A 13,568-nucleotide genomic window follows, 5' to 3' on the forward strand; every position below is an offset into this window, starting at 1 on the left:
CCGGCCCCTCTCCGCCAAGCGGGAGAGGGGAGAAAACCAGTGGCACCGCCCTCGCCTCCCCCATCACACCAGCACCCGCTCGATGCCGCCCGAGTTGGCCTTGGCCACGTAGTCCGGCATCCAGTTCTCGCCCAGCAGGTGCTTGGCCATCTCCACCACGATGTAGTCCGCCGTGACCGTGGCGTCTTCCTTGTAGCGCGACAAACCCTGCAGGCAGGACGGGCAGCTGGTCAGGATCTTGACGTCGCCCACAAAGCCGTCGGTGCGCAGCTTGTCCGCGCCCTTGGTCATTTCCTCTTCCTTGCGGAAGCGGATCTGGGTGGAAACGTCGGGGCGCGACACCGCCAGCGTGCCGGACTCGCCGCAGCAACGCTCGTTCTTCTCGATCTTGCCGCCGCCTTCATTGCCGCCCATCAGCTCGTTGACGAGCTTGGTCGGGTCCATGGTCTTGATCGGGGTGTGGCAGGGGTCGTGGTACATATAGCGCGTACCGGTCACGCCCTCCAGCTTGACGCCCTTCTCCAGCAGGTATTCGTGGATGTCGATGATGCGGCAGCCCGGGAAGATCTTGTCGAACTCATACCCGGCAAGCTGGTCGTAGCAGGTCCCGCAGCTCACCACCACGGTCTTGATATCGAGGTAGTTGAGCGTGTTGGCGACCCGATGGAACAACACCCGGTTGTCGGTGACCATCTTCTCGGCCTTGTCGAACTGGCCGTTGCCGCGTTGCGGATAGCCGCAGCACAGGTAGCCCGGCGGCAGCACGGTCTGCACGCCCACATGCCACAGCATGGCTTGCGTGGCGAGGCCCACCTGCGAGAACAGCCGCTCCGAGCCGCAGCCCGGGAAGTAGAACACCGCCTCGGTCTCGGGCGAAGTCCGCTTCGGGTCGCGGATGATCGGCACGATCTCGTTGTCTTCGATGTCTAGCAGCGCGCGCGCGGTCTTCTTGGGCAGGTTGCCCGGCATCTTCTTGTTGATGAAGTGGATCACCTGCTCTTGCACCGGCGCGCGGCCCACCGTGGCGGGCGGATGCGCGGTCTGCTTCCTGGCGAACTTCTTGAGTACGTCGTTGCCCAGGCGCTGCGCCTTGTAGCCCCAGTCGATCATGACCTTGCGGGTCATGTTGATGGTCTGCGGGTTGGTGGCGTTGAGGAAGAACATCGACGCGGCGGTGCCGGGATTGAACTTCTTCTGCCCCATCTTGCGCAGCAGGTTGCGCATGTTCATCGACACGTCGCCGAAGTCGATCTTGACCGGGCACGGCGTCACGCACTTGTGGCAGACCGTGCAATGGTCGGCCACGTCCGAGAACTCGTCCCAGTGCTTGATCGAGATGCCGCGGCGGGTCTGCTCCTCGTACAGGAAGGCCTCCACCAGCAGCGAGGTCGCCAGGATCTTGTTGCGCGGGCTGTACAGCAGGTTGGCGCGCGGCACGTGGGTGGCGCACACCGGCTTGCACTTGCCGCAGCGCAGGCAGTCCTTGACGCTGTCGGCAATGGCGCCGATATCGCTCTGCTGCATGATGATGGACTCATGCCCCATCAGCCCGAACGACGGCGTATAGGCATTGCGCAGGTCAGCGCCGGGCAACAGCTTGCCCTTGTTGAAGCGGCCCAGCGGATCCACGCGCTGCTTGTACTCGCGGAACTCGCCGATCTCGTCCTCGGTCAGGAACTCCAGCTTGGTGATGCCGATGCCGTGCTCGCCGGAAATCACGCCGTCCAGCGAGCGCGCCAGCGCCATGATGCGGGCCACCGCGCGGTGGGCGTCCTGCAGCATGTCGTAGTCGTCCGAGTTGACCGGAATATTGGTGTGCACGTTGCCGTCGCCGGCGTGCATGTGCAGCGCCACGAAGACGCGGCCGCGCAGCACCTGTTTGTGGATCTTCTGCGCTTCGTCGAGGATGGGCTTGAACTCGCCGCCGTTGAAGATATTGCGCAGCTCGGCGCGCACTTCACTCTTCCAGGACACGCGGATGGTGCGGTCCTGCAGCAGGTGGAACACGGTGGCGTCCGGCTGCTGCTCGAGGCGCGCCTCGAAAGCCTGGCCGAGCAGGCCCAGGCCGTGGCCGATCAGCGACGCGCGCGCGGTGGCCAGCGGCGTATCCAGGTGGTCCTGCAGGTAGGTCCAGCGCGAGCGGATCTCGCGCAGCAGCTGCAGCGCGTGCTGCACGCGGTCTTCCAGCAGCTCGGCGCTGGGGATCTCGTTGGCGTCGTCGCTGCGGCCCAGCGGCAGGTTGCCGCGCGCGAAGAAGGCTTCCAGCGCATCGGTCAGCTGGAGCTTGTTCTTGATCGACAGCTCGATATTGATGCGCTCGATGCCGTCGGTGTACTCGCCCATGCGCGGCAGCGGGATCACCACGTCTTCATTGATCTTGAAGGCGTTGGTGTGCTTGGCAATGGCGGCGGTGCGCGAGCGGTCCAGCCAGAACTTCTTGCGGGCTTCCGGGCTGACCGCGACGAAGCCTTCGCCGCTCTTGCCGTTGGCCATGCGGATGACTTCCGAGGTGGCGCGGGCGACCGCGTCCTGGTCGTCGCCGACGATGTCGCCAATCAGCACCATCTTGGGGAAGGCGTTGCGCTTGCTCTTGGTGGCGTATCCCACCGCGCGCAGGTAGCGCTCGTCCAGGTGCTCCAGGCCGGCCAGGATGGCGCCGCCGGGGGTACGCGATTCGGCGTCGAGGTAGTCCTTGATTTCCACGATGCTCGGAATGGCGTCGCGCGCCTGGCCGAAGAACTCCAGGCAGACGGTGCGCACATGCGCCGGCATGCGGTGCAGGATCCAGCGCGCGCTGGTGATGATGCCGTCGCAGCCTTCCTTCTGGATGCCGGGCAGGCCCGCCAGGAACTTGTCGGTGACGTCCTTGCCCAGGCCTTCCTTGCGGAACTTGCGCCCTTCGATGGCCAGGGTTTCCGTGCGCAGCGGCTTTTCGCCGGGCGCGCGGTTGCCGTCCGACCACTTGAGCTCGAAGGTGGCGACCGCCACGTCATGGATCTTGCCCAGGTTGTGGTCCAGGCGCGTGACTTCCAGCCAGTTGCCTTCCGGATCCACCATGCGCCACCAGGCCAGGTTGTCCAGCGCGGTGCCCCACAGCACGGCCTTCTTGCCGCCGGCGTTCATGGCCACGTTGCCACCGATGCAGGAGGCATCGATCGAGGTCGGGTCGACCGCGAACACCAGCCCGGCCTTGTCCGCCGCATCCGCCACGCGGCGCGTCACCACGCCAGCGCCGGAGAAGATGGTGCCGACCTTGTGCGGCACGCCCGGCAGGTCGGTCTGCTCGACCGGCCCGAGATGTTCCAGCTTCTCGGTGTTGATGACCGCGCTCATCGGCGTCAGCGGCACGGCGCCGCCGGTATAGCCGGTGCCGCCCCCGCGCGGGATGATGGTCAGGCCCAGCTCGAAGCAGCCCTTGACCATGCCTGCGATCTCTTCCTCGGTGTCCGGGGTGAGGACCACGAAGGGATATTCCACGCGCCAGTCGGTCGCGTCAGTCACATGCGAGACGCGGGACAGGCCGTCGAACTTGATGTTGTCCTTCTGCGTGATGCGGCCCAGCACGCGCTGGGTGCGCTTGCGCAGGTCATAGGCGTCCGCGAACTCCTGCTTGAAGTCCTCGATGGCCTGCTTGGCGAAGCTGACCAGCTGCTCGACCCGGTGGGAGCGGTCCTCGGCGGCCGGCTCGGCGTGCTCGGCACGGTCGGCGGCACGGCGTTTTTCCACCTCGGAGAGCCGGTGGTGCAGTGCCGTAACCAGCATCTGGCGGCGCTTGGGGTTCTCCAGCAGGTCGTCCTGCAGGTAGGGATTGCGGCGCACCACCCAGATATCGCCCAGCACTTCGTACAGCATGCGGGCGGAGCGGCCGGTGCGGCGTTCGCCGCGCAGTTCGGCCAGGATGCGCCAGGCTTCTTCGCCTAGCAGCCTGATGACAATCTCGCGATCCGAGAATGACGTGTAGTTATAAGGGATCTCTCGCAGGCGCGCAGGCGCATCCTGCGCGGCGAGTTTGGCATCGAGCACGAGTGGGGCGTTCATGGGGAGGGGACCGCTTCCTGTAGCGCACGGAGACGGTGCGCCGGATCGTCTTTAAAGGGCAATTGTACTTCAAGGCCTGCTTTCGCCGCACCGCAACATGGCAGAACCTTGCTTGGGCAAGGGTTGCCTTACCCTTGCCGTGCCGTGAGAGGCGCTAGCTAGAACAGGCTTTTGAGGCTGGCTGCGATGCCGTGCCAGAAACTATCCGGGATCCAGAGCAGGGCAATCGTCATGGCAAGGTAGCGCAGAAACTTGCCAATCGCCATGTAAACCAAGCTCGGCCAGAACGACAACCGGAGCCAGCCGGCCAAAGTGCACAAAGGATCACCAATCCCGGGCAACCACGATACCAGCAAGGTCGGCGGCCCCAGCCGACGCATCCACCGGAAGTAGCGCGCATCCAGCGACGGCTTGCGCGGCTGGCGGGGATGGCGGCGGTGTTCGGCGTGCTCCTCCTCGTGCGCGCGCAGCTGGCGCCGCTTGCGAAAGCGCACCACGGCCAGCTTGGCCGCGTAGCCAAGCCACCAGTCGATGGCGCCGCCCGCGGTATTGCCGAGCGTGGCGACGACGATGGCCGGCCAGAACAGATGCGGATTGAGCTTGATATACGCGAAGACCGCCGGCTCCGAGCCCAGGGGCAGCAAGGTGGCGGACACCAGGCTGACCACGAAGATAGCCGGCAAGCCCACCTTGGGCAGGGCAACGGTTTCGAACAGCCAGTCGATGAAGCCTTCCATATTGAGAGATCGGGTGCCGGAGCGAGGTGAATGCGGTGTGGCGGCCGGACGGCGGGCCATTCTAGCAGCGCCATCCTGCGCCCCCGCGCCCGACGCCGTCGGCGCCCTCTGGCAGCGCCAGGTGGCGAAGGGGCAACCCGCATGGCATGCGCCGGAGATTTGTGATTAACTGTTAGAGCATGTCGCAGCCAAACGTTCGCGGCACGGCATTCTTAGGTCATTGTCAGGCATTGACCGGCAGCACCGAAGCACCGCAGTACCAACATCACGAAATAGCCGTACCCAACAAACGGCAGTAACGCGTCGTGGCCAGTCCCGCGCAGTTTTTTCGGGATTCAGGGATTGGTCGTGCACGTGTCCACCCACATGGAGACAAGCATGGCGATTCCTATCCGCCTGACCGTCAACGGCCGCGCCGTCGACGCGCAGGTAGAACCCCACACCCTTCTCGTCCAGTTCCTGCGCGAACAACTCCGCCTGACCGGCACCCATGTCGGCTGCGACACCGCCCAGTGCGGCGCCTGCACCGTGCACATGGACGGCCGCGCGGTCAAGTCGTGCAACATGCTGGCGCTGCAGGCGGATGGCGCCAGCATTACCACCATCGAAGGGCTCGCCCCGGAGGGCCAGCTCCACCCCATGCAGGAAGCCTTCCGCAACTGCCACGGCCTGCAGTGCGGCTTCTGCACGCCCGGCATGGTGATGAGCGCCATCGCCCTGGTCACGCAGCAGCCCAATGCCGACRCCGCCGCCATCCGCGAGCAGCTCGACGGCAACCTGTGCCGCTGTACCGGCTACCACAACATCGTGCGCGCGGTGCAGGAAGGCCAGTCCGCGATGCATGGCGTCAGCGCTGAATAAGGGGACCGCCATGAACGCACCTGACAACCAGCACAACCAACACCTGATCGGCGCCTCGGTCAAGCGCAAGGAAGACTACCGCTTTCTCACCGGCAACGGCCAATACACCGACGACATCGTGCTGCCGCAGCAAAGCTACGGCTACTTCCTGCGCTCGCCGCACGCGCACGCCCGCATCGTCTCCATCGACAAGACCGAAGCCCTCGCCTCGCCCGGCGTGGTCGCCATCTTCACCGGCGACGACGTGGCGGCCGACAAGGTCGGCGGCCTGCCCTGCGGCTGGCTGATCCACAGCATCGACGGCAGCCCGATGAAGGAGCCGCCGCACCCCGTGCTGGCGCAGGGCAAGGCCCGCCACGTGGGCGACCAGGTCGCGCTGGTGATCGCCGAAACGCTGCAGCAAGCCAAGGACGCCGCCGAGAAGATCGACGTGCAATACGATGAACTGCCCGCCGTGGTGAACACCGCCCACGCTGCCTCGGCCACCTCGCTGGTGCACGACGACGTGCCCGAGAACACCAGCTATGTCTGGGGCCACGGCGACCGCGCCGCCACCGACGCCGCCTTTGCCAAGGCCGCCCACGTGACCACGCTGGAGATCATCAACAACCGGCTGATCCCCAACGCCATCGAGCCGCGCGCCGTCAACGCCAGCTACACCCGGCAGGACGACAGCTACACGGTCTATGTATCGAACCAGAACCCCCACGTGGAGCGCCTGCTGATGGGCGCCTTCGTGCTTGGCCTGCCGGAGTCCCGCCTGCGCATCATCGCGCCGGATGTGGGCGGCGGCTTCGGCTCCAAGATCTTCCTGTACGCGGAAGACGTGGCGCTGACCTGGGCCTCGAAGAAGATCAAGCGCCCGATCAAGTGGGCCGCCGAACGCTCGGAGTCCTTCCTGACCGATGCGCACGGCCGCGACCACGTCACCAAGGCCGAACTGGCGCTGGACGCCGACGGCAAGTTCCTGGCCATGCGGGTGCACACCACCGCCAATATGGGCGCCTACCTGTCGACCTTCGCGTCGAGCGTGCCGACCATCCTGTACGCCACGCTGCTGGCCGGGCAGTACACTACGCCGGCGATCTATGCCGAAGTGCGCGCCGTGTTCACCAACACCGCGCCGGTGGATGCTTACCGCGGGGCGGGCCGCCCGGAAGCCACCTATGTGGTGGAGCGGCTGGTGGAAGCCGCGGCGCGCGAGATGAAGATGGACCCGGCGGAAATCCGCCGCAAGAACTTCATCCACGACTTCCCCTACGCCACCCCGGTCGGCCTGACTTACGACACCGGCGACTACGAACCGTGCCTGGCACGCGCGCAGGAACTCGCCGACGTCAAGGGCTTTCCCGCGCGTCGTGAAGAAGCGAAGCAGCGCGGCAAGCTGCGTGGCCTGGGCTACTCCTGCTACATCGAGGCATGCGGGCTGGCGCCGTCGAATATCGCCGGTGCGCTGGGCGCCCGCGCGGGACTGTTCGAAGTCGGCGAGATCCGTGTCCACCCGACCGGCACCGTGACCGTCTTCACCGGCTCGCACAGCCACGGCCAGGGGCATGAAACCACCTTCGCGCAGATCGTGGCGGACCGGCTCGGCATTGCACTGGATGCCGTGGAAGTGGTGCACGGCGACACCGGCCGCGTGCCGTTCGGCATGGGCACCTATGGCTCGCGCTCGCTGTCGGTAGGCGGCTCGGCGATCATGAAGGCGCTCGACAAGATCGAAGCCAAGGCCAAGAAGATCGCGGCCCACTTGCTGGAGGCCTCGGACGCCGACATCGAGTTCAAGAACGGCACGTTCAGCGTGGCCGGCACCGACCGCAGCAAGACCTTCGGCGAGGTGGCCCTCACCGCCTACGTGCCGCACAACTACCCGCTCGACAAGCTGGAGCCGGGCCTGAACGAAAACGCCTTCTACGACCCGACCAACTTCACCTATCCATCGGGCGCCTACATCTGCGAGGTGGAAGTCGATCCGGACACCGGCGAGAGCAAGGTGATCAAGTTCACCGCGGTGGACGATTTCGGCAACATCATCAACCCGATGATCGTCGAAGGCCAGGTACACGGCGGCATCGGCCAGGGCCTCGGCCAAGCCATGCTGGAGCAGTGCGTGTATGACGACGACAGTGGGCAGTTGCTGACCGGCTCCTACATGGACTACGCCATGGCGCGCGCCAGCGACCTGCCGGACTTCACGGTGGAAACCGCCAAGGGCACGCCCTGCACGCACAACCCGCTTGGGGTGAAGGGCTGCGGCGAAGCCGGCGCGATCGGCTCGCCGCCGGCCTTCATCAATGCGCTGGTGGATGCGCTCTCGCCGCTTGGCGTGCACGACATCCAGATGCCCGCCACGCCGCATCGCGTGTGGCAGGCCATCCGCCTGGCGCAGGCCCCTAACTGAGATCGGAGGCACATCATGTACGCATTCAATTTCGAACGCGCCGCCGATACCAAGGCGGCCGTGGACAAACTCAAGGCGGACCCCGACGCCAAGTACCTCGGCGGCGGCCAGAGCCTGCTGGCCGCGATGAAGCTACGCCTGGCCGCGCCATCCGCGCTGATCGACGTAGCCCACATTCCCGGCATGGCGGATATCCGTGTCGAGAACGATGAGCTAGTGATCGGCGCGGCGGCACGCCATGCTGACGTGGCGGCCAACGCCGACGTGCGCAAGCGCATTCCCGCGCTGGCCGCGCTGGCCGACGGCATCGGCGACCGCCAGGTGCGCGCGATGGGCACGCTGGGCGGCTCGCTCGCCAACGACGATCCGGCCGCCTGCTACCCGGCGGCCGTGCTCGCGCTCAACGCCACGGTGGTCACCGACCGCCGCAATATCGCCGCCGATAGCTTCTTCAAGAGCCTCTACGAAACCGCGCTGGAACCCGATGAGCTGATCACCGCAGTGCGCTTCCCCACGCCGGACACGGCCGCCTACATCAAGTTTCGCAACCCGGCATCGCGCTTTGCGCTGGTGGGCGTGATGGTGGCGCAGTTCGGCAAGGTCGTGCGGGTCGCGGTCACCGGCGCGGCCGACAGCGTGTTCCGCTGCGCACCGCTGGAGCAGGCGCTGGCAGCCAGCTTCACGCCGGCGGCAGCGCGCGCGGTGGTGGTGGATGCAAGCAAGCTGAACACCGACTTGCATGCTTCCGCCGAGTACCGCGCGCACCTCATCCCGGTGCTGGCGGCGCGCGCGGTGGAGCAGGCGTTGAAGGGATAGGGGAGAAAGCCGGAGCGAAAGCGCCGGCACTCGCCAAGCCGAGCGTGTTTACTTCGAGCTCACGCCCGCCCTCTCCCCCAGCCCCTCTCCCACGTGGTGGGAGAGGGGAGCCAACCGGCTAGCACCCATGCTTCCCCAGTCCATCGATCAAACCGCTGCCCTGCTGGAGGCACAGCAGTATTTCGCCGATCGCGAAACCGCCACCGTGCTGTACCTGGCACTGCGCATGCAGCGCCCGCTCTTCCTCGAAGGCGAGCCTGGCGTGGGCAAGACCGCGCTGGCGCGGGCCATGGCCGACGCCCTCGGCATGCGCTTGCTGCGCCTGCAATGCTACGAGGGGCTCGATGCCTCCAGCGCGCTGTACGAATGGGATTACCCGCGCCAGATCATGGCGCTGCGCCTGGCGGAAGCGCGCGGCGAGCGGCCCGACACGCAATCGCTGTATCACGACGATTTCCTGCTCAAGCGCCCCCTGCTGGAATCCCTGCTGCCCGACCCGGCCGCGCCCGGCATCCCGCGCGTGCTGCTGATCGACGAGATCGACCGCGCCGACGAACCCTTCGAAGCCTTCCTGCTGGAGGTGCTGTCCGAGTTCCAGGTGTCGATCCCCGAGATCGGCGTGATCCGGGCCGAGCAGCCGCCGCTCATCATCGTCACCTCCAACCGGACCCGCGAGGTGCACGACGCGCTCAAGCGCCGCTGCCTGTACCAATGGATGGGCTATCCGCAGCGCGAGCGCGAACTGCAGATCGTGGCCGCGCGCGCTCCCGAGGCCGCCGCCGCGCTGCAGCACCAGGCCATCGACTTCATCCACCGGCTGCGCGGCATCGACCTGTTCAAGTCGCCCGGCATCGCCGAAGCCATCGACTGGTGCCGCGCGCTGGCCGCGCTGGGCGTCTGTGAGCTCGATCCGCAATCGGTACGCGACACGCTGGGCGTGCTGCTCAAGTACCAGGACGACCTGGCCCGGGTCGATGGCCCCACCGTGGCCGAGTTGCTCGCCAGCCGGGCGCCGGGAGCCTGAGCCATGCCCCGGCTCCATCCGGACGCTCCGCTCGCCACCGTGCCACCCGCCGGCACGCTGCCCATGCTGGCGCGCAACGTCACGCATTTCGTGCGGCTGTTGCGCGATGCCGGCTTTGCGCTGTCGCCCGCACAAGCTGTGGATACGCTGCTGGCGCTGCAATACGTGGACATCGGCAGGCGCGACGAAGTGCGCGCGGCCATGGCAGCCCTGATGGTGAGCGGGCCCGATCAGCGCCTGTTGTTCGACGCCGCCTTTGACCTGTTCTGGCGCGACCCGGACTGGGAGGGCAAGCTGCGCGCCCTGCTGCTGCCGCGCGTGGATGCCGGCGCACCCCCGCCGCCGCGCAACAACCGGCTGGCCGACGCGCTCGCCGCCCAGCGCCCGCCCGAGTCCGGCCGCCGTGGCGAATACCACGTCGAGCGTTTTACCGCGCCGCTCACCTTCTCCGCGCAGGAGCGCCTGGCGCAACGCGACTTTGAAACCCTCGGCGCGGAAGAATGGCGCGCGCTGCAGCACATGATCCGCGCGCGCCACGCGCGCCTGGCCACCGAGCGCACGCGCCGCCTGCGCGCCGCCGCCAGCGGACCGCACGCCGACCTGCGCGCCAGCGCCCGGCTGGCGGTGCGCCAGCAAGGCGAATGGCTGCGGTGGAAATACCGCCGCCGCGCCGAGCGCCGCCCACCGCTGGTGCTGCTGCTCGATATCTCCGGCTCGATGAGCCAGTACTCGCGCGCGGTGCTGTACTTCTGCCATGCGCTGATGCAATCGCGCGAGCGGCTGTCTGTGTTCCTGTTCGGCACCCGGCTGACCAACATCACCCGCTGGCTGCGCGAGCGCGACCCGGACGAAGCGGTTGGCGCCATCACGGGCCAGGTGCGCGACTGGGCCGGCGGCACCCGCATCGGCGCCGCGCTGGCCACCTTCAACCGCCAGTGGGCACGCCGCGCGCTGTCCGGACGCGCCACGGTGCTGCTGGTCACCGACGGGCTCGACCATGAAGACATCGACCTGCTAGACGCCGAAATGGCGCGCTTGCGCCGCTTCGCCCATCGCATCGTCTGGCTCAACCCGCTGCTGCGCTATGCCGGCTTCGTACCGCAGGCACGTGGCGTGCAAGCCATCCTGCCGCATGTGGACGCCCTGCGCTCGGCGCACAACCTGGACAGCCTGTTCGCGCTCGAATCCCTGCTGGCCGCGCGCGAGACCCTGGCCATGCCCGTGTTCCCCGCCGCGCCGAGGCCCGCAGACATTAAAAACATGAAGGACACCAAGGAGACGCCCCAACCATGGAAATGACACAGACGCGGCAACTGCCGGTAGCGCAGCAAACCGCCTGGGAAGCCCTGAACGACACGGCGCTGCTCAAGCAATGCATCCCAGGATGTGAGAGCATCGAGCCTGACGGCGACAACGCCTACCTGGTGGCGCTGACCGCCGCGGTGGGCCCGGTCAAGGCGCGCTTCAAGGGGCGCATGGCCCTGCAGGACATCCAGGCGCCCGACAGCTACACCATCCAGTTCGACGGACAAGGCGGGGTCGCCGGTTTCGGCAAAGGCACCGCGGCCGTCACGCTGGCCCCCGAAGGCGACGCGACGGTGCTGACCTACACGGTCAACGCCCAGGTTGGCGGCAAGATCGCGCAGATCGGCTCGCGCCTGGTCGACGCCGCCGCGCGCAAGATGGCCGATACCTTCTTCGACCGCTTCACGGCGGCGGTGAGCGGGTCCGGCGCGCAGGGTGACGAGCCAGGCACGGATGACAATGTCGCCAAGGACGGAGCGGCGGCCGGCGAAGGCAGCGCGCCCGATGAACAAAACGGTGAAACGAAGCGGAAACGATCATGGACAGCGTGGATCTCGAAGTCCTGAARAGCAGTGTGAAGTGGCAGGCCGAAGGCCATCGCACGCTATTGGTGACGGTAGTCAGAACCTGGGGCTCGTCGCCCCGGCCGGAAGGCGCCATGCTGGCCGTGCGCGACGACGGCCTGGTGGTCGGCTCGGTCTCGGGCGGCTGCATCGAAGATGACATCATCGACCGGGTACGGCGCGAAGGCATTGCCGGCGCGCTCCCCGAAGCCGTCAAGTACGGCATCAGCGCCGAGGAAGCGCACCGCTTCGGCCTGCCCTGCGGCGGCACCATCGAACTGGTGACCGAGCCGCTCGGCGCCGACAGCCACCTGGACGAACTGCTGGCCGCCGTGGAAGGCGGCAAGCTGGTAGCCCGCACGCTCGACATGGCTAGCGGCCGCGCCACCCTGGGCCCGGCCGAGGCCACCGACGGCCTTGCCTTCGACGGCGCCACCCTGCTCACCATTCACGGGCCGCGCTACCGCATGCTGGTGATTGGCGCGGGACAGCTGTCGAAGTACCTGAGCCAGATCGCGGTTGGCCTGGGCTTCCAGGTCACCGTATGCGACCCGCGCGAGGAATACACCGAGACCTGGGACATCCCCGGCGTCACCATGGTGCGCACCATGCCGGACGACACCGTGACCGACATGAAGCTCGACGAGCGCTGCGCGGTGATCGCCGTCACGCACGACCCCAAGCTCGACGACCTGGCCCTGATGGAAGCCCTGCGCACGCGCGCCTTCTATGTTGGCGCCCTCGGCTCGCGCCGCAACAACCAGGCGCGCCGCGAGCGGCTCAAGGAGTTCGACCTCAACGACCTGCAGCTCGCGCGGCTGCACGGCCCGGTCGGCATCTACATCGGCAGCCGCACCCCCCCCGAGATCGCCATCTCGATCCTGGCCGAAGTCGTCGCCGCCAAGAACCACGTCTCGCTGCCCGACATCCTCCAGGTAGAAGGCGCCAAGGCCGCGCGCGAACTGGCCGCCAACGAAGGCAGCACCTGCAGCCCCACCCCGTGACCAGCCCGCTGACGGGCCCCATCAACGGTGCCATCCACACTGCCGAGCCCCCCACCGGCATCCTGCTGGCAGCCGGCTACGGCCGCCGCTTTGACCCCGCCGGCCAGCGCAACAAACTCCTGGCCACGCTGCCCGACGGCCACACCGTAGCCGCCCGCAGCGCCCGCACGCTAGTCTCCGTGCTGCCCGGCACGCTAGCCGTGATCCGCCCGGGCAATGCCGCGCTGGCAGCCGAATTGCAGGCTGCCGGCTGCCGGGTACTGGAGACGGCAGCCGCCGAGGCCGGCATGGGCGCCGCGCTGGCTGCCGCGGTGGCCGCCACGCCCGACGCCAGCGGCTGGGTCGTGGCGCTGGCCGACATGCCGTGGCTGCCGGCCGAGCTGGTGCGCGCGGTGGCGTTGACGATCACGACGCGTGACGCGATTGCCGCACCGTGGCACGACGGACGGCGTGGGCATCCGGTTGGATTCGGGTCGGCGTGGCGGGATGCCCTGCTGAAGCTTGATGGGGATGAAGGCGCGCGGGCGTTGTTGAAGACGCAGCCGGTGATGAGGATTCTTACTGAGGATGAGGGGGCGTTTCGGGATGTGGATACTTTGGGGGATTTAGGGGGAAGGGGGTAAGGGGGTTGGGGGGTATTGGGGTGTTTGCTGGCGGTGTTGGTTTTTGCACCCAAGGGCCGTACGACATCTGCCTGCGGGGTTGGTCGCTGTTTGTTTCATCGGCGTTGGTTTTTGCACCCAAGGGCCATACGACATCCCCCTGCGGGGGCTGCCGGTCACTTTTCTTTGACCGGCAAAGAAAACTAACGAAAAGAAA

At 67.2% G+C, this 13,568-nt stretch carries 10 protein-coding genes; 8 read left to right on the plus strand and 2 right to left on the minus strand.

Annotated elements, in window-relative coordinates; all coding sequences use genetic code 11:
• Positions 1-63 precede the first annotated feature (63 nt).
• Positions 64-4,038, minus strand: coding sequence for a DUF3683 domain-containing protein (locus tag AC1DQR_RS34540; RefSeq protein WP_477134662.1), 3,975 nt, complete (start codon positions 4,036-4,038; stop codon positions 64-66).
• Between the two features lie 158 nt (positions 4,039-4,196).
• Positions 4,197-4,775, minus strand: a complete 579-nt coding sequence (locus tag AC1DQR_RS34545) for a YqaA family protein (RefSeq protein ID WP_416047566.1) — start codon at positions 4,773-4,775, stop codon at positions 4,197-4,199.
• A 378-nt stretch (positions 4,776-5,153) separates the two neighbouring features.
• Between AC1DQR_RS34545 and AC1DQR_RS34550 the strand changes: the two genes are divergently transcribed.
• The 8 genes from AC1DQR_RS34550 (at position 5,154) to AC1DQR_RS34585 (ending at position 13,372) form a co-directional block, all read left to right on the plus strand.
• The gene (locus AC1DQR_RS34550; RefSeq protein ID WP_477134663.1) at positions 5,154-5,636 is read left to right on the plus strand and encodes a (2Fe-2S)-binding protein; all 483 of its coding nucleotides are present in this window, start codon (positions 5,154-5,156) and stop codon (positions 5,634-5,636) included.
• Between the two features lie 10 nt (positions 5,637-5,646).
• Positions 5,647-8,037, plus strand: a complete 2,391-nt coding sequence (locus AC1DQR_RS34555; protein WP_416047564.1) for a xanthine dehydrogenase family protein molybdopterin-binding subunit — start codon at positions 5,647-5,649, stop codon at positions 8,035-8,037.
• Between the two features lie 15 nt (positions 8,038-8,052).
• Positions 8,053-8,853: an FAD binding domain-containing protein gene (locus AC1DQR_RS34560; protein WP_416047563.1), complete on the plus strand. Its 801-nt coding sequence runs from the start codon at positions 8,053-8,055 to the stop codon at positions 8,851-8,853.
• Positions 8,854-8,980: 127 nt separating this feature from the next.
• Positions 8,981-9,877 carry an AAA family ATPase gene (locus AC1DQR_RS34565; RefSeq protein ID WP_477134664.1) on the plus strand — a complete coding sequence of 299 codons (897 nt, stop codon included), beginning with the start codon at positions 8,981-8,983 and terminating at the stop codon, positions 9,875-9,877.
• Between the two features lie 3 nt (positions 9,878-9,880).
• A complete protein-coding gene (locus AC1DQR_RS34570; RefSeq protein WP_477134665.1) occupies positions 9,881-11,176 on the plus strand; it encodes a vWA domain-containing protein in 1,296 nt (431 codons plus the stop codon).
• Complete coding sequence (locus tag AC1DQR_RS34575) at positions 11,167-11,748, plus strand: SRPBCC family protein (RefSeq protein WP_183032719.1); 582 nt, start codon at positions 11,167-11,169, stop codon at positions 11,746-11,748. The genes AC1DQR_RS34570 and AC1DQR_RS34575 overlap by 10 nt, the downstream gene beginning before the upstream one ends.
• Complete coding sequence (locus tag AC1DQR_RS34580) at positions 11,721-12,749, plus strand: XdhC family protein (RefSeq protein WP_416047561.1); 1,029 nt, start codon at positions 11,721-11,723, stop codon at positions 12,747-12,749. The genes AC1DQR_RS34575 and AC1DQR_RS34580 overlap by 28 nt, the downstream gene beginning before the upstream one ends.
• On the plus strand, positions 12,746-13,372 hold the full coding sequence (locus tag AC1DQR_RS34585; protein WP_416047560.1) for a nucleotidyltransferase family protein: 627 nt from the start codon (positions 12,746-12,748) through the stop codon (positions 13,370-13,372). Before AC1DQR_RS34580 ends, AC1DQR_RS34585 begins: the two co-directional genes overlap by 4 nt.
• Positions 13,373-13,568 lie beyond the last annotated feature (196 nt).

The sequence above is a fragment of the Cupriavidus sp. 05L411 genome, from assembly GCF_056398045.1.